This window comes from Borborobacter xinjiangensis (assembly GCF_047739745.1).
GTDB lineage: Bacteria > Pseudomonadota > Alphaproteobacteria > Rhizobiales > Rhizobiaceae > Pseudaminobacter.
Genome location: NZ_JBLLVA010000018.1, coordinates 1 through 19,723, shown reverse-complemented (window position 1 = coordinate 19,723; position 19,723 = coordinate 1). Strand labels below are relative to the sequence as shown.

The window sequence follows — 19,723 nt, the reverse complement described above, 5'->3', positions numbered from 1 at the left end:
GGAGGCGGTTGGAAGCCGTCTTTCGCCTGGCGGAGTGGATTATCCCCCGCGGAGGAATGCACATGAGTGACGCTTCGGCAGGTGCCGGGCGGTCGCAGGAGTTCGAAAGCGTGCTTTCGGGCAGCGACACCTCGGTTGCGAGTTTTGATACCCATGCAAGAACCCCGGTAGAGCGGGCCCAGCATTTCCTGCACTCCAGCCCGGCCGCCGTGCCACTGATAGTGCTCATGGCTTCGCTCGCGGTTTTCGGCCTGCTGATCGGCGGGAAATTCTTCTCCGCCTTCTCGATGACGCTGATCCTTCAGCAGGTGGCGATCGTCGGCATCGTCGGCGCGGCGCAGACGCTTGTCATTCTCACTGCCGGCATCGATCTGTCGGTCGGCGCGATCATGGTGCTGTCGTCGGTGGTGATGGGGCAGTTCACCTTCCGCTACGGATTGCCGCCGTCGCTGTCGATCCTGTGCGGCTTCGGCGTCGGCGCGCTTTGCGGCTGGATAAACGGTGCGCTCGTCGCCTATATGCGCCTGCCGCCCTTCATCGTGACGCTCGGCATGTGGCAGATCGTTCTGGCGACGAATTTCCTTTACTCCGCCAATGAGACGATACGCGCCCAGGATATCGAGGCGCAGGCGCCGATATTGCAGTTCTTCGGCAATGCCTTTCGCCTCGGGGGTGCGGTGTTCACCTATGGCGTCATCGCCATGGTGCTACTGGTCGCGGTGCTGTGGTATGTGCTGAACCACACGGCCTGGGGGCGGCATCTCTACGCCATCGGCGACGATCCCGATGCCGCTGTGCTTTCCGGCGTGCGCGTCGACCGGATGCTGATCTCGGTCTATGTGCTCGCCGGACTGATCTGCTCGCTTGCCGGATGGGCAATGATCGGCCGCATCGGCTCGGTTTCGCCGACCGCCGGTCAGTTCACCAATATTGAATCGATCACCGCGGTGGTGATCGGCGGCATATCACTATTCGGCGGCCGCGGGTCGATCCTCGGAATGCTGTTCGGCGCATTGATCGTCGGCGTTTTCTCGCTCGGCCTGCGCCTGATCGGCACCGATCCGCAATGGACCTATCTGCTGATCGGCGCGCTGATCATCACCGCCGTGGCAATCGACCAATGGATCAGAAAGGTCGCGGGCTGATGACGAGCGAACCCATCCTCACCGCACGCGGATTGGTCAAGCGCTATGGCCGCGTGACGGCACTCGATCATGCCGATTTCGACCTCTATCCCGGCGAGATTCTCGCCGTTATCGGCGACAACGGCGCTGGCAAATCCTCGCTCATCAAGGCGATTTCCGGCGCGATCACGCCCGATGAAGGCGAGATCAGGCTTGACGGGAAGCCGATCCACTTCAAGTCGCCGATGGAGGGGCGTGACGCCGGCATCGAGACTGTTTATCAGAACCTCGCGCTGTCGCCGGCGCTTTCCATTGCCGACAACATGTTTCTGGGGCGTGAGATCCGCAAGCCCGGTTTCCTCGGCAAGTGGCTGCGCATGCTCGATCGTCCGGCGATGGAGCGGCGCGCGAGAGAGAAGCTGACCGAGCTCGGGCTGATGACCATCCAGAACATCGCTCAGGCCGTCGAGACGCTTTCGGGCGGGCAGCGGCAGGGCGTGGCGGTGGCACGCGCCGCTGCGTTCGGCTCGAAGGTCGTCATCATGGACGAGCCCACGGCGGCACTGGGCGTCAAGGAATCGCGCCGGGTGCTTGAGCTTATCCTTGATGTGAAGAAGCGCGGCCTGCCGATCGTATTGATCTCGCACAATATGCCGCATGTCTTCGAGGTTGCCGATCGCATTCATATCCATAGACTCGGCCGGCGTCTTACTGTCATCGACCCCAAAGACTACACGATGTCCGACGCAGTAGCCTTCATGACAGGTGCGAGGAAGCCGCCGGAGGATGCGATGGCGGCTTGATACTGGAAATCCATTCGAGGTTAAATGTCGTCTGCAACACCGTCCGAACCACTGAAGCCGCCGCTGGAAATCCCCGACCCGGCCACGCTCGCCGCCGAGATCGTGAAAGCGCTGAAATATCGGGATGGCAAGGATGCGGCCGTCGCAACCAAGGACGATTGGCTGACGGCTTCTATCCAGGTCGTGCGCGACCGCATCATCGACGGCTGGATCGCCTCCACCAAACAGGACGACGATAGCGGCGCCAAGCGCGTCTATTACCTGTCGCTGGAGTTCCTGATCGGGCGGCTGATGCGTGACGCCTTCTCCAATCTCGGATTCATGGAGGCGATGCGCGCGGCACTCGGCTCTCTCGGCGTCGAACTCGATGAAATCGCGACGCTGGAGCCTGATGCAGCACTCGGCAATGGCGGGCTTGGCCGGCTTGCTGCCTGCTTCATGGAAAGCATGGCGACGGTGGACCTGCCCGCCCATGGCTATGGCATTCGCTACGTCAATGGCATGTTCCGGCAGGAGATTTCCGACGGTTGGCAGGTCGAATTGCCGGAAACCTGGCTCGATCATGGCAACCCGTGGGAATTCGAACGGCGCGAGCGATCGTCCGAAATCGGCTTTGGCGGCTCGGTGGATGCAATCGTCAGTGCGGACGGGCAGCGCGAGCAGCATGTGTGGAAGCCGCAGGAGCGCGTGCTTGCGGTGGCCTACGACACGCCGGTGGTCGGCTGGCGCGGCAGCCGCGTCAACACGCTGAGGCTGTGGTCGGGAATGCCGATCGATCCGATCCTGCTTGAAGCCTTCAATGCGGGCGATCACATTGGGGCGCTGCGCGAAAGCAACAGGGCCGATGCGCTGTCCAGGGTTCTCTATCCGGCCGACTCCAGCCCGGCAGGCCAGGAATTGCGGCTGAGGCAGGAATATTTCTTTTCCGCCGCCTCCCTGCAGGACATCGTTCGCCGTCATATCAGCCGGTATGGCGAGTTGCGATCGCTTCCGGACAAGGCGGCGATTCATCTCAACGACACCCATCCGGCCGTCGCCGTTGCCGAACTGATGCGGCTTTTGATGGATGTTCACGGCATTGATTTCGATGCTGCCTGGGACATCACCAAGCGGACATTCGCCTACACCAACCACACGCTGCTGCCCGAAGCCCTGGAAAGCTGGCCGGTGCCGCTGTTCGAGAGGCTGCTGCCGCGGCATATGCAGATCGTCTACGCGATCAATGCGCAGGTGCTCCTGGAGGCGCGGATGAGCGGGCAGTTCGATGACTGCCAGATCAGCCGTATCTCACTCATCGAGGAAAACAGCGAGCGCCGCGTGCGCATGGGCAATCTGGCTTTCGTCGGTTCGCACTCGGTCAACGGCGTGTCGGCACTTCACACCCAGTTGATGAAGGAGACGGTGTTTGCCGATCTGCATCGGCTTTATCCGACACGAGTCAACAACAAGACGAATGGCATCACGCCGCGCCGCTGGCTGCTTCAATGCAATCCGGGGCTGACGGCACTGGCGCGCGAAGCGATAGGCGACCGCTTCTTCGACGACATCGATGCGCTTAGAGAATTAGACCGGCTCGCCGAAGATGCCGCCTTTCGGGAGAAATTCGCTGCGGTGAAACGCGCCAACAAGGAGCGCCTGGCAGCACTGGTCGCCACGCGTCTCGGCGTCAGGCTCGATCCGTCGGCTTTGTTCGATATCCAGATCAAGCGCATACATGAATATAAGCGCCAGCTCCTGAACATCATCGAGGCGGTGGCGCTCTATGACCAGATCCGTTCGCATCCCGAGCGGGACTGGACGGCGCGGGTGAAGTTCTTCGGCGGCAAGGCGGCGCCCGGCTATCACAACGCCAAACTGATCATCAAACTTGCCAATGATGTCGCGAAAGTCATCAACCGCGATCCCTCCGTCCGCGGCCTGCTCAAGGTGGTTTTCGTTCCGAACTACAATGTCAGCCTGGCCGAAATGATGATCCCTGCTGCCGACCTGTCGGAGCAGATATCGACAGCCGGCATGGAAGCGTCCGGTACCGGCAACATGAAATTTGCGCTGAACGGGGCATTGACCATCGGCACGCTGGATGGCGCCAATGTGGAGATCAGCGAGCACGTCGGCGACGACAACATCTTCATTTTCGGGCTGACCGCCGACGAAGTGACGCAGCGCCGAAGCAGCGGCTACAACCCGCGTGCCCTGATCGAAAACACGCCGGAATTGGCGCAGGCGCTGGCCGCGATCTCGTCAGGCGTGTTTTCGCCTGACGATCCGGCTCGTTACCGGGACCTTGTTTCCGATCTTTACGATCGCGACTGGTTCATGGTCGCCGCCGATTTCGACGCCTATGCAGCCACCCAGCGCAGCGTCGATGCAGTTTGGAACGACAGCCCGGACTGGTACGCCAAGGCCATCCGTAATGTTGCGCGGATGGGTTGGTTCTCCTCCGATCGCACGATTCGGGAATATGCGAACGACATATGGAACGTGCCGCTTTGATGTGATTGCATGGGCCGACGCCGTAAGGGAGGAGCGGCCGGCATATGAACGAGCTGCGCGCCAGGGCCGCGACCCACGAACCACCTTCAGAGATCGCGGCAAGCGACGTCGAGGCGATCGTCAAAGGCGCGCATGAGGACCCGTTCTCGATTCTCGGAGTCCAGGCGGCCGGGAAGGACTTCGTGGCGCGCTGCTTCATTCCGCATGCGCAGGCTGTGACAGCCTTCACGCTCACGGGCGAGGACGCCGGCGAACTGCTTCGCCGCCATGAGGCCGGCTTCTTCGAGGGCAGGCTCTCGATCCGCGAGCGCCAGCCGGTTCGATACCGCGCCCGCAACGCCGGTGGCGAATGGTGGGTGAGCGATCCTTACTCCTTCGGCCCGGTATTGGGACCGATGGACGATTACTACATCGCCGAAGGGGCGCATCTCAGGCTTTTCGACAAGCTTGGCGCGCATATGATCGACCATGAGGGCGCGTCGGGCGTGCATTTCGCCGTCTGGGCGCCCAATGCCAAGCGCGTTTCGGTGGTTGGTGACTTCAACGAGTGGGACGGTCGCCGCCACGTCATGCGGCATCGACGCGATACCGGTGTGTGGGAGATATTCATTCCCGAGATCGACGTCGGCCGCACCTATAAGTTCGAGATCATCGGCGCGAAAGGCGAGAAACTGCCGCTCAAGGCGGACCCGTTTGCTTTCCGCTCAGAGCTGCGGCCGGCAACCGCCTCGGTTACGGCCGCACCGCTTTCGCATCGATGGGGCGACGAGGCGCATCAAGCGTTCTGGAGCAGCGCCGACCCCCGCCGGCAACCGATGTCGATTTATGAGGTCCATGCCGGCTCCTGGCGCCGGAGCCGCGAGGGCGGCTTTCTGAGCTGGGACGAACTGGCCGACGCGCTGATCCCTTACGTTGTCGAAATGGGTTTTACCCATATCGAGTTTATGCCGATCACCGAACACCCCTACGATCCGTCATGGGGGTATCAGACGACCGGGCTCTATGCGCCGACGGCCCGATTTGGCGAGCCGGAGGGTTTTGCGCGGTTCGTCGATGGAGCGCATCGCGCCGGCGTCGGCGTGATCCTCGACTGGGTGCCGGCGCATTTCCCCACCGACGAACATGGGCTGGCGCATTTCGACGGAACCGCTCTTTACGAGCATGAGGATCCGCGCAAGGGCTTCCATCCGGATTGGAACACGGCGATCTACAATTTCGGCCGCCGCGAGGTCGCTTCCTACCTGGTCAACAACGCGCTGTTTTGGGCGGAGAAGTACCATCTCGACGGCTTGCGCGTCGATGCCGTCGCCTCGATGCTTTATCTCGATTACTCCCGCAAGGAAGGCGAATGGGTGCCGAACGAGCAGGGCGGACGCGAGAACCTGGAAGCGGTCGGCTTTCTTCAGCGGATGAATAGCGCCGTCTATGGCGCGCACCCCGGCATCATGACGATTGCCGAGGAATCGACCTCATGGCCGAAGGTTTCCCGGCCGGTGCATGAAGGCGGTCTCGGCTTCGGCTTCAAATGGAACATGGGCTTCATGAACGATACGCTCGCTTATCTGGCGCGTGAGCCGGTTCATCGTAAGCACCACCACGGCGAGATCACTTTCGGGCTGGTCTATGCCTTCAGCGAGAACTTCGTGCTGCCGCTTTCCCATGACGAGGTCGTCCACGGCAAGGGCAGCCTGCTCCACAAGATGGCCGGCGATGACTGGCAGAAATTCAGCAGTCTGCGCGCTTACTATGCTTTCATGTGGGGCTATCCCGGCAAGAAGCTGCTGTTCATGGGGCAGGAGTTCGCGCAGCGCGACGAGTGGAGCGAGGCGCGCCAGCTCGACTGGCATCTGCTCGACCATGCGCCGCATTGTGGCATGCGGATGCTCGTTCGCGACCTCAACCACCTATACAGGTCACGCGCCGCCCTCCACGCGCGCGACTGCGAGCCGGAAGGTTTCTCCTGGCTCATCGTCGATGACAGTGCCAATTCGGTCTTTGCCTGGCTGCGTTCGGCGCCGGGTGCCAGCCCGATTGCCGTCGTCTCCAACTTCACGCCGGTGCTGCGCGCGAACTACCGCGTGCCTTTGCCGTTTGCCGGTAAATGGCGCGAGATCATGAATACCGATGCCGCCGATTACGGCGGGTCGGGCAAGGGCAATGCCGGCATGGTCGAGGCCGTGGCGGGGAAGGACGGAAACATCCACGCGAAGATGGTTCTGCCGCCGCTGGCCACGCTGATGCTTGAATTCGTCGGGGAGTAGCTGTTCGGGAGGAAATCATGCCGATGTCGAAAAGACCGCAGCCGCTGGCGCGCGATGCCATGGCCTATGTGCTGGCCGGAGGGCGCGGCAGTCGCCTGAAGGAACTGACTGATCGCCGCGCCAAGCCTGCGGTCTTCTTCGGCGGCAAAACGCGCATCATAGATTTCGCACTGTCGAATGCCTTGAACTCCGGCATTCGCCACCTTGGCGTGGCGACCCAGTACAAGGCACATTCCCTGATCCGCCATCTTCAACGGGGCTGGAATTTCCTGCGACCGGAACGAAACGAAAGCTTCGACATTCTCCCGGCGAGCCAGCGGGTTTCCGAGACACAGTGGTATGAGGGAACGGCCGACGCCGTCTATCAGAACATCGACATCATCGAAAGCTACAGCCCTGAATACATGGTCATCCTTGCCGGCGACCACATCTACAAGATGGATTACGAACTGATGCTGCGCCAGCATGTCGAAGCCGGCGCCGACGTGACCGTGGGCTGTCTGGAAGTGCCGCGCGAGGAGGCGAGCAGTTTCGGCGTCATGCATATCGACGATAAGGACAACATCATATCCTTCGTCGAAAAGCCGGCGGATCCGCCTTCCATGCCCGACAAGCCCGGCTTCTCGCTGGTTTCGATGGGCATCTATGTATTTCGCACCAACTTCCTGCTGGAGCAGTTGCGCCGCGACGCAAACGATCCGGAGTCGAGTCGCGATTTCGGCAAGGACATCATCCCTTATATCGTTAAGAACGGTAAGGCGGTGGCGCATCGCTTCGCCAAGTCCTGCGTGCGCTCGAGCGCGGAGGACGAAGCTTACTGGCGCGATGTCGGAACGCTCGACGCCTATTGGGAGGCCAATATCGACCTCACCGACGTTACTCCGGATCTCGATCTATATGATCGCGATTGGCCGATTTGGACCTATTCCGAGTTGAAGCCGCCGGCAAAGTTCGTCCATGACGAGGACGGAAGGCGCGGCATGGCGGTGTCGTCGCTGGTGGCCGGCGACTGCATCGTTTCGGGGGCAGCACTTTGGCGCAGCCTGATCTTTACCGGCGCGCGCATCAACTCCTATGCCAACCTGGAAGAAGTCGTCATGCTGCCGGATTGCTATGTAGGTCGTAGCGCTCGATTGAAGCGGGTCATCCTCGATCATGGGGTGAGGATTCCCGAAGGGCTGGTGGTCGGAGAGGACCCGGAATCGGACGCCAAGCGCTTTCGCGTTTCGGAAAAGGGCATTTGCCTGATCACGCAGCCGATGATCGACCGGCTTGAAGGATGAAATAGCTTTCGTATTTGAATCAAGTAATTAGAGCGGTTCTTCGATTCAAAGCAGGAACCGCTTCAAAAGAGGGGCAGCAGTGCAGGTACTTTCCGTCACGCCGGAGATCTTTCCGCTCGTCAAGAGTGGCGGCCTCGCCGATGTCGCCGGCGCGCTGCCGATAGCGCTCGCCAAGCAGGGCGTTTCGACGCGGACGCTGGTTCCTGGATATCCGGTGGTGATGGGAGCCTTCAGTCGAATGAAGCCGCTCCTGACCTATTCGGATATCCAGGGCAGCGAGGCGCGTCTCTTTGCGATCGACATATCCGGGCTTGATCTCCTGGTGCTCGATGCGCCGCATCTATTCGATCGCATCGGTGGGCCTTATGGCGATGCAAGCGGCGCCGAATGGGCCGACAATTGGCGGCGGTTCGCCGCCCTTGGCCAGGTTGGCGCCGATATCGCGGCGGGGGCAATCCCTGGCTATGCGCCGGATATCGTCCATGCTCATGACTGGCAGGCGGCGATGACGCTTGCCTATATGCGTTACGGAAAGGCGGCCGGCGTACCCTCGGTCATGACTGTCCACAACCTGGCCTTTCAAGGCCGCTTTCCGGCGGCGATCTTTTCCGAGCTCGGATTGCCGGCCAGCGCCATGTCGATCGACGGCGTGGAATATTATGGCGGGGTCGGCTACATGAAGGCCGGACTGCAGGCCGCCTGGGCGATCACCACGGTCAGTCCGACCTATGCGCAGGAAATCCGCACGCCCGCCTTCGGCATGGGGCTGGAGGGATTGGTCAATTTGCGCGCCGCCGATCTTACGGGAATCGTCAACGGCATCGACGTGGACATATGGGATCCGGCGACAGACCGCCATCTTGCCGCCAATTTCTCCGCCAAAACCGTGAAGCTTCGCACCGCCAACAAGCGAGCGGTGGAAGAACGGTTTCAACTGGATCAAGACGGCGGCCCTATTCTCTGCGTCGTCAGCCGACTGACCTGGCAGAAGGGAATGGACGTCCTGAGTTCGATCCTGGACGAAGTGGTGGCCTCGGGCGCCAGACTGGCCATCCTCGGTTCCGGGGACGTGGCGCTCGAGGCGGCGCTGCTTGCGGGCGCCGCCCGCCATCCGGGACGCGTCGGTGCGATAATCGGCTTCGACGAGACACTCTCTCATATCATGCAGGGCGGCTGCGACGCGATCGTCATTCCATCGCGTTTCGAGCCATGCGGGCTGACGCAGCTTTACGGCCTGCGCTATGGCTGCGTGCCGATCGTTGCGCGGACAGGGGGGCTCGCCGATACCGTCATCGAGGCCAATGAGGCGGCACTTGGCGCCGGGGTGGCGACCGGTTTCCAGTTCGCGCCCGAAAACGGCAACTCGTTCCTGCATGCCATTCGCCGCGCCGTCGCCGTCTACGCGGATCGGCCGGTCTGGGCGTCAATCCAGCGGCAGGGCATGAAATCGGACGTTTCGTGGGCGCGGAGCGCTGGCAAATACGCACAACTCTACCGATCGCTGATTTCAAGAAAGGCTGCGTGACGCATGGCAAGAACCGTCGAAACCACACCGTTTCCCGATCAAAAGCCAGGCACCTCGGGGCTGAGGAAGAAGGTGCCGGTGTTTCAGCAGCCGCATTATGTCGAGAACTTCGTCCAGTCGTTGTTCGATTCGCTCGAAGGCTTTCGAGGAAAGACGCTGGTCGTCGGCGGCGACGGCCGCTTCTACAACCGCGAGGTCATCCAGACGGTGATCGCGATGGCCGCGGCAAACGGATTCGGCCGCGCCATCATCGGCAAGGGCGGCATATTGTCGACGCCGGCCGCTTCCCACATCATCCGCAAGAACAAGGCGTTCGGCGGTATCGTGCTGTCGGCCAGCCACAATCCAGGCGGGCCGCATGAGGATTTCGGTATCAAGTACAATATCGGCAATGGCGGTCCCGCGCCGGAAAAGATCACCGATGCCGTGTTCGAGCGCTCGAAGGCGATTTCACGCTATCTGATCGTCGATATCGACCCCGTCGATATCGACACCATGGGCACTGTCGAAGTGGCGGGCATGAAGGTCGAAATCATCGATCCGGTCGCCGACTATGCGGATTTGATGGAAAGCCTGTTCGACTTCGATGCCATTCGCAAGATGTTCACGTCGGGCTTTCGCATGGCCTTCGATGCCATGCATGCGGTGACCGGCCCTTATGCCAAGGAGATTCTGGAAAAGCACCTTGGTGCGCCGGAAGGCACCGCCCGCAACTTCGTGCCATTGCCGGATTTCGGCGGCCATCACCCCGATCCCAACCTCGTCCACGCCAAAGCTCTGTATGACGAGATGATGGGGCCGAACGCACCGGACTTCGGCGCGGCCTCCGATGGCGACGGCGACCGCAACCTGATCATCGGGCGCGGCATTTTCGTAACGCCGTCGGATTCGCTCGCGATGCTTGTGGCCAACGCCCATCTGGCGCCGGGTTACAGCGCCGGTTTGAAGGGCATTGCGCGTTCCATGCCGACCAGCGGCGCGGCCGATCTCGTTGCCAAAAAGCTCGGCATCGGCATGTATGAGACCCCCACCGGCTGGAAGTTCTTCGGCAATCTTCTCGACGCCGGCATGGCGACGATCTGTGGTGAGGAAAGTGCTGGAACCGGCTCGGACCATGTTCGCGAGAAGGATGGGCTATGGGCCGTGCTGCTGTGGTTGAACATCCTTGCCGTGCGCGGGCAAAGCGTCAAAGAGATCGCCACCGAACATTGGGCGACGTTCGGCCGGAACTATTATTCGCGCCACGACTATGAGGAGGTGGCAACGGAGGCCGCCAACGCGCTGGTCGATGAATTGCGCGGCAAACTGGCGACGCTGTCCGGCAAGGTGGTGCGTGGCATGAAGATCGCCAAGGCGGACGACTTCGCCTATCGCGATCCGGTCGACGGTTCGGTCAGTGAGCATCAGGGCATCCGCATCCTGTTCGAGGGCGGCTCACGCGTCGTGCTGCGGCTCTCCGGCACCGGAACCTCGGGCGCGACGCTCCGGCTCTATGTCGAGCGATACGAGCCTGATCCGGCGCGCCACAATCTCGATACGCAGGAGGCACTCGCCGATCTGCTTGCCGCCGCCGACGAGATTGCCGGCATCCGTCGGCATACCAGCCGCGACGGACCGAGCGTTATCACCTGATGCGACCGAGCTTCCATGAGTATGCAACGCCGCGTTTCGGTGCGGCCTTGACGCGGCACGGCGCGCGATTTTCAGTCTGGTCGCGTGCGGCGCGGCAGGTATGGGTTTCGCTGTTCGACGACAAGGATCGCGAAGTCGATCGGCTGGCGCTCGAGTCGCAAGGTGACGGCGTGCATGGTCTGTTCGTGCCTGGTCTTGCTGCCGGCGCGCGCTATGGCTTTCGTGCCGATGGCGACTACGCACCGGACCGTGGCCTCTGGTTCGATCCCGACAAGTTGCTGATGGACCCTTATGCGGTCGCGATCGACCGGGCCTACCGTTTCGACGAGCGGCTTTCGGCCCGCAGAGGCGAGGGGCCGGACACTGCGTTCCTGATGCCGAAAGCCGTGGTGACGGAACTGCCCGATCCGCTTGCCTCGTTACCGCCGCTGTTTCAGCCTGGCGGCCTGATCTACGAAGTGCCGGTGCGGGCCTTCACCATGCTGCATCCGGATATCCCTGAAGCGCAGCGCGGCACGATTGCGGCACTCGCCCATCCGGTGATCATCGAACATCTCCAAAAGCTCGGCGTCAGTGCAGTCGAACTGATGCCGGTCGTGGCCTGGATAGATGAGCGTCATCTGCCGCCGCCAGGCCTGAGCAATGCCTGGGGCTACAATCCGGTTTCGTTCATGGCGCTCGAGCCGCGCCTTGCACCGGGTGGCCTTGCCGAGTTGCGCGAGACGGTGGCGGCGCTGCGCCATGCCGGCATCGGTGTCATTCTCGATTTGGTGTTCAACCACACGGGCGAAAGCGATGTGCTGGGTCCGACGCTCTGCCTGCGCGGCCTCGACGCACAAGCTTATTACCGGCACGACCGCACGGGAAAGCTCATCAACGATACCGGCACTGGCAACACGCTCGCCTGCGAGCGGCCGGTCGTGCGGGAGATGATCCTCGATGCGCTGCGCCATTTCGTCCGTTACGCCGGCGTCGATGGATTTCGCTTCGATCTGGCGTCCGTCCTAGGGCGGGGCGAAAGCGGCTTCGATCCGAATGCCGAGCTGTTCTGCGACATTCGCGACGATGTCGAGCTCAGCGATAGGGTGATGATCGCCGAGCCGTGGGACATCGGGCCCGGTGGCTACCAGCTTGGGAATTTCCCGCCGCCCTTTCTCGAATGGAACGATCGCTACCGCGACGACATAAGACGCTTCTGGCGTGGCGATGACGGCATGGTCGGCGCCTTGGCGACACGACTTGCCGGTTCATCGGATGTCTTTTCCGGAGAGCGGACGCGCAGCGTAAATTTTATCGCTGCCCATGACGGCATGACACTTGCCGACCTCGTTGCCTATGAGCGCAAGCGAAACGAGGCGAATGGCGAAGGCAATCACGACGGCCACCACGAGAATTTTTCCTGGAACAACGGTGTCGAAGGCAAGACGCAAGACAGTGAGGTCATCGAGCGGCGCCGCCGCGACATACGCGCGCTGCTGGCGACGCTGTTTGCCTCGCGCGGCACGATCATGCTGACGGCGGGCGACGAGTTCGGCCGCACGCAAGCCGGCAACAACAATGCCTATGCACAGGATAATGCCGTGACATGGCTTGACTGGGCCGGCCGGAATGTGGCGCTGGAAGATGCGGTGGCGAGCCTGTCTTCGTTGCGCAGGTCGGTTTCGGCATTTGGCGGCGTTGAGTTTCTGACCGGCTTGGCCTCGTCCGAGCATGGGCTTGCCGATGTCGAATGGCTGACGGAAACCGGGCAGTCGATGGCGGCGCACTGGAGCGATCCGGCACGTCGGCGCTGCACCATGATGCTCGACGGCGGTGGCGGGCGGCGGATCGCGGTGTTGTTCAATGCGGATCGCCGTGCCTCGACCTTCGTGCTGCCCCAACGCGATGGAACGCGATGGCAAATGTCCTGGGGTGAAGAGGACGGTTCGATGCAGGAAAGCGGCGTCATCCTGGTTGCCGGCAGAAGCGTCGTCTTTGCCGAGGAGAGCGTTTTGCCGAGCGGAAGGATTTGAATTTTGACGGATGCCAACAATGCCGATTGGTGGCGTAGCTGCGTCATCTATCAGGTCTATCCTCGCTCCTTTCAGGACACCACCGGAAACGGCATAGGCGACCTCAGCGGCGTGACCCAAAGGCTGTCGCATATAGCCTCGCTCGGCGTCGACGCGATCTGGCTGTCGCCGTTCTTCCAGTCGCCCATGGCCGATATGGGATACGATGTATCGGACTATTGCGCCGTCGATCCGCTGTTCGGAACGATCGAGGACTTCGACCAACTGGTTGCCGAGGCGCATCGCCTGGGGCTGAAGATCATAATCGACCAGGTATTGTCGCATTCGTCGGACCGGCACCCCTGGTTCGTTCAGAGTCGTGCCAGCCGCGACAACGCCAAGGCCGACTGGTACGTCTGGGCCGATCCGAAGCCAGATGGCAATCCACCTAACAACTGGCTTTCGGTGTTCGGTGGGCCCGCGTGGGAGTGGGATTCGACGCGGCGGCAATATTACCTGCACAACTTTCTCGCCTCCCAGCCGGATCTCAACTTCCACAATCCGGATGTCCAGGATGCGCTTCTTGAAACGGTGCGGTTCTGGCTGGAACGCGGCGTCGACGGATTCCGGCTCGATACGGTGAATTTCTACGTTCACGACAAGCTCCTGCGCGACAACCCGCCGATGCCGACGGAGGCTGAGAATGACATTCCCGGCACCAATCCGTATGGCTATCAGCAGCATGTCTTCGACAAGACGCAGACGGAAAACCTGGATTTCCTGAAGCGGTTTCGGACACTGCTTGATGAATATGGCGCCCGCACATCCGTCGGTGAGGTTGGTGACGGGATGCGATCGCTGCAGACCGTCGCCGCCTACACCGAAGGCGGCGACAAGCTGCATATGTGCTACACATTCGATCTGCTCCGGCCGGAGTTTTCGGCTGCCCACGTGCGCAAAAGCGTCGAGGCCTTCGAAAATGCCGTCAAGGATGGCTGGATCTGCTGGGCCTTCTCCAATCATGACGTCGCGCGGCATGCCTCGCGCTGGTCGAAGCCGGGCGGCGACACAGATCGTGTGGCGAAATTCGCCATCGACTTGCTCTGCTGCCTGCGCGGTTCGATCTGTCTCTACCAGGGCGAGGAGCTCGGTTTCGAGGAGGCGGATATCGCCTTCGAGGATTTGCGCGACCCTTACGGCATTCGCTTCTGGCCGGGCTTCAAGGGCAGAGATGGCTGCCGCACGCCGATGGCCTGGCAGGCGGAAGCGCTGAATGCGGGCTTCTCCACTGCCAAACCCTGGCTGCCGGTGCAGGAAAGCCACCGCCGGCGGGCAGCGGATGTCCAGGAAAACGACCCACGATCGGTGCTTGCCCATTATCGCCGGATGCTGGCTTTGCGACGGCAGCAGCCGGCGCTCGTTGCTGGAACGATCAGTTTCTTGGAGGCTGAAGGCGACGTACTTGCCTTCGTGCGCGAGGCGGACAACGAAAGGCTGCTGTGCCTGTTCAATTTCGCCGAGACACCGGCGGAGTGGCGGGTGCCGTCGGATCTCGGTCCGCTAAGTCCGCTGGAATTGCCCAAGACGGCGGCGATGGTGAAGGGCGACAGGGTCTCGCTATCCGGCCTCTCAACTTTTGTTGGCAGGATCGGCTAGCTTGAGCATTTTCAATCTGACCGTGAAAACGCTCAAATTTCTTATTGCACAAGCACCGAATGCCCGCAGGTTGCGCCGTTGACCCGCACATCGGCTTCCCCGAGGTGAATGCCGACCGCCGCGAGCACAGTATGGAGCAGTTCATCGACGATTGCGGTGACCGGTTGCAGCGCTGTGCTCAATGCCGGCAGCAGGATGTTGCCCAGCCCGAGAAGGTCCAGGCCGAGAACCTCGACCTTCAACGCGCCGGGCTTGCCGATCAATGACTTTACCAACGACTGCGTGATGTTCCGGGTCGAGACCGATTTGACGGTGCGGCTGTTGATGTCGGCCTGGCTGAATGCAAGGTCCGTATAGGAGAGGTTAGAACTGGCGATGGAGGCCTGCGCGGTTACGCTGATGGCCGGAAGGCGCGCTATTTCCACCCGTGCGGTTGGCACTGGGTTGTTGCGGAAGTTGCCGGCGTTAATATCGGCTATGCGCAACTCGAAAATGCCAGGGCGAGCGGCGATCGAGACGGCAGGTTTTCCTCCAGGGCATGAGATGCCGGCAAGCTTCGCCTCGGCAAAAGCAACTTCCAGGTAGATCGGCAGCCTGACCTTGATGATGTCGAGCACAGGCAGCACCTTCGCGAGACCGACGTTAACCTCAAGAAAGAGCCGCGTCTGTGCCGTGCGCACGATGGCGCCGGCCTCGCCGATGCTGAACCACGGCGACGACTGCGGAGGTTCGCCGATGGCGAGCGCAAGCTTCGTTGAAAGCAGTCCCGGCACGGAAGCACCGAGATCGACATCGACCTGCCTGTTGCCGTTTGCCAACGCAGCGCTCGCCGACAGAATGTCCATGATGCTCGTTTTCGCCGTCAGGCCGCTCGGGCGGCTGCCAATCGCCAATGCACCCAGCGGGCCGAGATCGAAGAGCTTGGAAAGCTGGATCTTGGCCTGACCTGCGGCGTTCTCGACCGCTTGCAGCGCGAGTTTTGCTTGAGGATCGCTACCGGGCACCGAGGCCATCGCCGCAGCGATCTGGCCGACAGTCGCGCTCGCGTCGAGAACGTCCGAATAGCTGCCGGCAGTGACGTTGACCCTGGTTGCGAGTGCATCGAGGAAGTCGAACAGTTCGACATCCGTGCTGACGAGGGCCTCGTAGTCCATGAGCTTCAACGACAGCTTGCCGCCGACGAGCCCGCCAAGGACCTGGTTCAGAATGCCATCCTTGAGGCTTGCAAGGCGCGAGCCGATCGAGAACGCGGCTTGCGCCGAGAGGCTTGCGGTTGCCTCCGTGGCGATCATCGGAGGCTTGATGAGCGAACTGCCGAAATGCAGGGTGCCCGCCTTCCTGAGCGTTACCTTGACCGCATTGTAAGGCAGCGCTCCGGCCTGGAAGCGGGCACTTGCGGCGGTTGAAGCCAACGGCACGTAGCGTCCCGGCGTGACAGTTGCCACCGCCGCTTGCGTATCGGGAAGTGCGACGCCTTCCCGGACAATCTTCGCATCGCTGATGCCGTTGTCGTGCAGCGTTGCAAGAACGGCGGCTTCGGCTTTGCCGAGATTGGCGGCCGCGGCTATCGCGGCAAGGTCGACCAGGGATTGAGCCTGCCGCCTTTCTGTATAGAGCGCGGCCGAATCTATCCCTACGGCGCAAAGCACGATGGCCAACGGCATGACCAAAGCGGTCATGGTCGCGATATTGCCTGAACGGGAATGCCTGAAACGCGCAGCAAGCGAGGCAGCGCAGGGCCGTGTTGAGCGCACCATCACATGCCTCCTATCCGGATCGTCGATCGGCGAAGGATCGTCTGTTTCGGCAGAGGCAGGTCGCGAAGCAGGCTCCAGATCGGCAGGCTCCATGCGTCGTAACTGACGGTTATAACGAACTGGTTGCCGTCGGCCGAACTGTCTCGGGCATCCACGGTCAGTTTGTCAGGATCGACGAAGGGATAGCCGGCGGCGTTAAGACGAATATAGTCGGAGGCGAGTTTGTCGCGCTCGGCTTCGTTCAGGCCGGCGATAGCGGTGCGGGCCGCATCGGCTGCAATCTGCTGAACGGAGTGGCTGGCGCCGAAATAGATTCCGTAGGCGAGCATGCCGAGAAGGAACAGCATGAAAAGCGGCGAAAGGATCGCAAACTCGATCGCGGAAGTTCCGGATCGGTTCCTCCAGCCGCTACATAAAACCGCTCCCGTTCGTTTGAGATTTGCCCCGCTCCGCATGACTCTCACCATCCGCCCAGATTGTTATACAACCTAAAGATGTTAATCGTCGGAAATATGTAACTTAAGGTTACTTTAAAAGGAATTAATACCTCTGGTGCAAATGGAAGCACTTCATAAAAAATTTGCGCAGGCTCAACCCGGGCGTCCTTTGTGCACGCGCCATTCGGACGTGCGCTCCTAGAGCGCCCGCCAAGCTCATCCAGTGTGTATGCGTGAGGCAAAGAAAAAGCCCGTCGCCGAAAAGAAGTGCGACGGGCTGCAGTTCCAAATGCAGCACTGGGAGGAGGAGTGCGCTGCATTCTCGCTGGCCATCAGGGAGGAGGAAGATCGCCAGCACCCTCAAGATAGAAATTGCTTAATGATTCGGCAATAGCCCGCCCTGGGTAAACGTTAAGCAAAAGTGTCGCAGCACTTTCCCGGCCACGGGCTCCGACGCCCGCTACGAGCGGATCGCTATGATCGACTTGTTGAAGCCGAGAAATTTCTCATGGCTGACCTGCGCGTCGGCGAACAGTTTGCGGACCTGCCTCGTAGAAATCAGCGTGTGATGATCGATGATGTCGCGAGCTTCGTCGAAATCCTCTATTCGCCGGAAAAACCCGAGCGAATAGCGCATGATAAGGGCAATGCGCACGCATTCCGGCAGATATTGAAAGCCGGCGAAGCGGAAATGCGGCTCCAAGGGAAACCAGTAGTTCGGCGTCTGGACATAGGAGCGCGGGGCCAGTCGCTTGGTGTTTTCCGCAAAGGCGCGCATCCGCTCCCAGCTTCCGACATGCTCGATTACCGAATTGGAATGGACGAGATCGAACCGTTCCGAACCGAACAGGTCCGGGTCCGCGCCGTCTCCGACAAGGGCATCAAACATCCTCGTATCGGTGACGTTTTCGACTTCCGTATTGACCAGCGTGATCTTGATGCGATTTCTGTGCTGGCGGAGGAATTCCTCGCCGATCAGCCAATACGTCTGGGTCCCTCCAATATCGAGTATCCGTGCCTCGCCACGCTCGGCGAGTATCGTTTCTATGAGCTGACGTATTTTGACGAAACGGCCAGATCGGAATTTGAATTCCAGGCTGCCCCGATCCGTGTACGGGTTGTAGGCAACCGTTGCGGCGTCCGCCGCCTGCTGATTTGAAAACAATTTTTTCTCCAAATGGACAAATTTTCGTTCTGGTTAACAGAAGGTTAAAAGTGTTGGGAAAAAATCTGTCGCGATGGTTAACCGGCCGGGTTTCGCGTATTGCGCGAATCCGGATGGCTGAATCGGCAAGAAAGGCTCGGCCGCATGTGTTGGGCAGCGAAGGCGACCGCGATCGCTTCGGCGAAGCGTTTTCGAAATTTGTCTACATACGCGCCAGAATGGACTTCATCTGGTCGATCTCAGAACGCTGCGAGGCGATGATGTCTTCGCAGAGAGACTTGATCTCGGCATCGGTGACGGGTGCTTCCCGGCACATGAGAATCGCGCCGGAGTGATGAGGGATCATCGAGCGGAGAAATTGTTGGTCACCGACGAAGCTTTGCGCCCTTGTGAAAGCGAAGCACGCGATGAACAGAATCGTGAACCCGGCATAGAGAGCCAGGTTCAGGCCTTTGCTTTTGTACATGTCCCCCATGGTGAGCAGCATGAGAATGGCCATCGGGGCCACCATCATCAGCGCCATGTAGAGCATATTGATGTTGTTGTAGAACTCGGCGAGACCATCGATCATGGCGAACATAACCAGATACATGATGACGGCGCTGAGCACGAGATTGAGCGCCAAACGGGCGTAAGGGGAGTGCATGGGGTCGACCTCCTATCGGCGACCAACTGCGCACACCATCATTCGTTCCCTGCTGGACCGGAGAGCGGTAATCCGATCTCCGGTCGTTTGGACTATCTGATCACCTGCACCTGGCGGTGTAGATTTGCCCATTCCGATCACGATATTCGCAATATCCGTTGCGCAAATTGCGGACCAGAAGGCCGCCGAGTGCGCCTGCGCCCGCGCCGATCAGTGCGCCCCTTCCACCTCCGGCGATCCCGCCGATGACGGCACCGGCAGCCGTACCTATGCCCACATCCTTTTCGGTTGTGGTGCAGCCGCTCAATGCGGCAACAACGGCCACGGCGACAATAATCTTCCGCATCAATTCCCTCTCCATTCAACAGGTTGCCACCCCGCTTGATTGATACAGAAGAGAAACGCGGTGGAAAAGAGAAGATGGATGAGAACTGGACGTTTGCCTGATCGATGCGCCGATTTCGTGCTCATGGGCTCGATCAGCCACGCCGATTGGCGAAAAGTCCGACAGGCGCGAAGCTTGCGGTGGTTGCGAGAAAGTCGAAGGTACTGATTTTACTGGTCGGAGCGATCGGGCCTTCCGGGGGAGGGCCGTCCCGCTCTTGCTATATGGTCGAGACACTCAGAACCATTTCGGCAACCACCCATAAAATGCCACCATACACGGCCGCGCCCAAAATGGCGGCGGTGCCAAAAACCTGGGTGGCGTATTCACTCCAAATCGGCTTTCTAACCAGGCCCCATCCGGCCTGCGCAACGGCGAACGTGGCGCCAAGGATGAACCAGATCATTCGCATGCTCCGCCGGCACCCGGCCTCTATCGGATGGGGATGAGCCTCGCCTAGTTGATGAAGCGGATTGCGAGCATCAGCCGATCTCCGCGCGTTGGTGGCGACGCTCTATGATAGCAGGAGGTATCCTGCACGAAACCGGTCCCTGCCGGTCCTTCA

At 60.8% G+C, this 19,723-nt stretch carries 15 protein-coding genes; 9 read left to right on the top strand and 6 right to left on the bottom strand.

Annotated elements, in window-relative coordinates:
• The first annotated feature begins 62 nt into the window (after positions 1-62).
• The 9 genes from ACLKMW_RS17810 to bglA all read left to right on the top strand — a co-directional run bounded on the left by ACLKMW_RS17810 (position 63) and on the right by bglA (position 14,768).
• Positions 63-1,145 (top strand): ABC transporter permease, encoded by a 1,083-nt coding sequence (locus ACLKMW_RS17810; protein ID WP_415725837.1) that lies wholly within the window; start codon positions 63-65, stop codon positions 1,143-1,145.
• Positions 1,145-1,927 (top strand): ATP-binding cassette domain-containing protein, encoded by a 783-nt coding sequence (locus ACLKMW_RS17805; RefSeq protein ID WP_415725836.1) that lies wholly within the window; start codon positions 1,145-1,147, stop codon positions 1,925-1,927. The genes ACLKMW_RS17810 and ACLKMW_RS17805 overlap by 1 nt, the downstream gene beginning before the upstream one ends.
• 24 nt (positions 1,928-1,951) lie before the next feature.
• Positions 1,952-4,420 carry a glycogen/starch/alpha-glucan phosphorylase gene (locus tag ACLKMW_RS17800; protein WP_415725835.1) on the top strand — a complete coding sequence of 823 codons (2,469 nt, stop codon included), beginning with the start codon at positions 1,952-1,954 and terminating at the stop codon, positions 4,418-4,420.
• 44 nt (positions 4,421-4,464) lie between these two features.
• On the top strand, positions 4,465-6,681 hold the full coding sequence (gene glgB / locus ACLKMW_RS17795) for a 1,4-alpha-glucan branching protein GlgB (protein ID WP_415725834.1): 2,217 nt from the start codon (positions 4,465-4,467) through the stop codon (positions 6,679-6,681).
• A 17-nt stretch (positions 6,682-6,698) separates the two neighbouring features.
• Positions 6,699-7,964 (top strand): glucose-1-phosphate adenylyltransferase, encoded by a 1,266-nt coding sequence (gene glgC / locus ACLKMW_RS17790; protein ID WP_415725833.1) that lies wholly within the window; start codon positions 6,699-6,701, stop codon positions 7,962-7,964.
• Positions 7,965-8,043: 79 nt separating this feature from the next.
• The gene (gene glgA / locus ACLKMW_RS17785) at positions 8,044-9,489 is read left to right on the top strand and encodes a glycogen synthase GlgA (protein WP_415725832.1); all 1,446 of its coding nucleotides are present in this window, start codon (positions 8,044-8,046) and stop codon (positions 9,487-9,489) included.
• A 3-nt stretch (positions 9,490-9,492) separates the two neighbouring features.
• A complete protein-coding gene (locus ACLKMW_RS17780) occupies positions 9,493-11,121 on the top strand; it encodes an alpha-D-glucose phosphate-specific phosphoglucomutase (RefSeq protein ID WP_415725831.1) in 1,629 nt (542 codons plus the stop codon).
• Positions 11,121-13,133, top strand: a complete 2,013-nt coding sequence (gene glgX, locus ACLKMW_RS17775) for a glycogen debranching protein GlgX (RefSeq protein ID WP_415725830.1) — start codon at positions 11,121-11,123, stop codon at positions 13,131-13,133. The genes ACLKMW_RS17780 and glgX overlap by 1 nt, the downstream gene beginning before the upstream one ends.
• Before the next feature lie 3 nt (positions 13,134-13,136).
• Positions 13,137-14,768 (top strand): beta-galactosidase BglA, encoded by a 1,632-nt coding sequence (gene bglA, locus ACLKMW_RS17770; RefSeq protein WP_415725829.1) that lies wholly within the window; start codon positions 13,137-13,139, stop codon positions 14,766-14,768.
• Positions 14,769-14,809: 41 nt separating this feature from the next.
• On the opposite strand, the gene ACLKMW_RS17765 is transcribed toward bglA, so the two are convergent.
• The 6 genes from ACLKMW_RS17765 to ACLKMW_RS17740 all read right to left on the bottom strand — a co-directional run bounded on the left by ACLKMW_RS17765 (position 14,810) and on the right by ACLKMW_RS17740 (position 19,564).
• Positions 14,810-16,525, bottom strand: a complete 1,716-nt coding sequence (locus ACLKMW_RS17765) for a pilus assembly protein TadG-related protein (RefSeq protein WP_415725828.1) — start codon at positions 16,523-16,525, stop codon at positions 14,810-14,812.
• Positions 16,525-16,980 carry a TadE/TadG family type IV pilus assembly protein gene (locus ACLKMW_RS17760; protein WP_415725827.1) on the bottom strand — a complete coding sequence of 152 codons (456 nt, stop codon included), beginning with the start codon at positions 16,978-16,980 and terminating at the stop codon, positions 16,525-16,527. The genes ACLKMW_RS17765 and ACLKMW_RS17760 overlap by 1 nt, the downstream gene beginning before the upstream one ends.
• Positions 16,981-17,422: 442 nt before the next feature.
• Positions 17,423-18,127 (bottom strand): methyltransferase domain-containing protein, encoded by a 705-nt coding sequence (locus ACLKMW_RS17755; protein WP_415725826.1) that lies wholly within the window; start codon positions 18,125-18,127, stop codon positions 17,423-17,425.
• Positions 18,128-18,329: 202 nt separating this feature from the next.
• Positions 18,330-18,773, bottom strand: coding sequence for a DUF305 domain-containing protein (locus ACLKMW_RS17750; protein WP_415725825.1), 444 nt, complete (start codon positions 18,771-18,773; stop codon positions 18,330-18,332).
• 100 nt (positions 18,774-18,873) lie between these two features.
• Complete coding sequence (locus ACLKMW_RS17745; RefSeq protein WP_415725824.1) at positions 18,874-19,119, bottom strand: YMGG-like glycine zipper-containing protein; 246 nt, start codon at positions 19,117-19,119, stop codon at positions 18,874-18,876.
• 259 nt (positions 19,120-19,378) lie between these two features.
• Complete coding sequence (locus ACLKMW_RS17740; RefSeq protein WP_415725822.1) at positions 19,379-19,564, bottom strand: hypothetical protein; 186 nt, start codon at positions 19,562-19,564, stop codon at positions 19,379-19,381.
• Between the last annotated feature and the right edge of the window lie 159 nt (positions 19,565-19,723).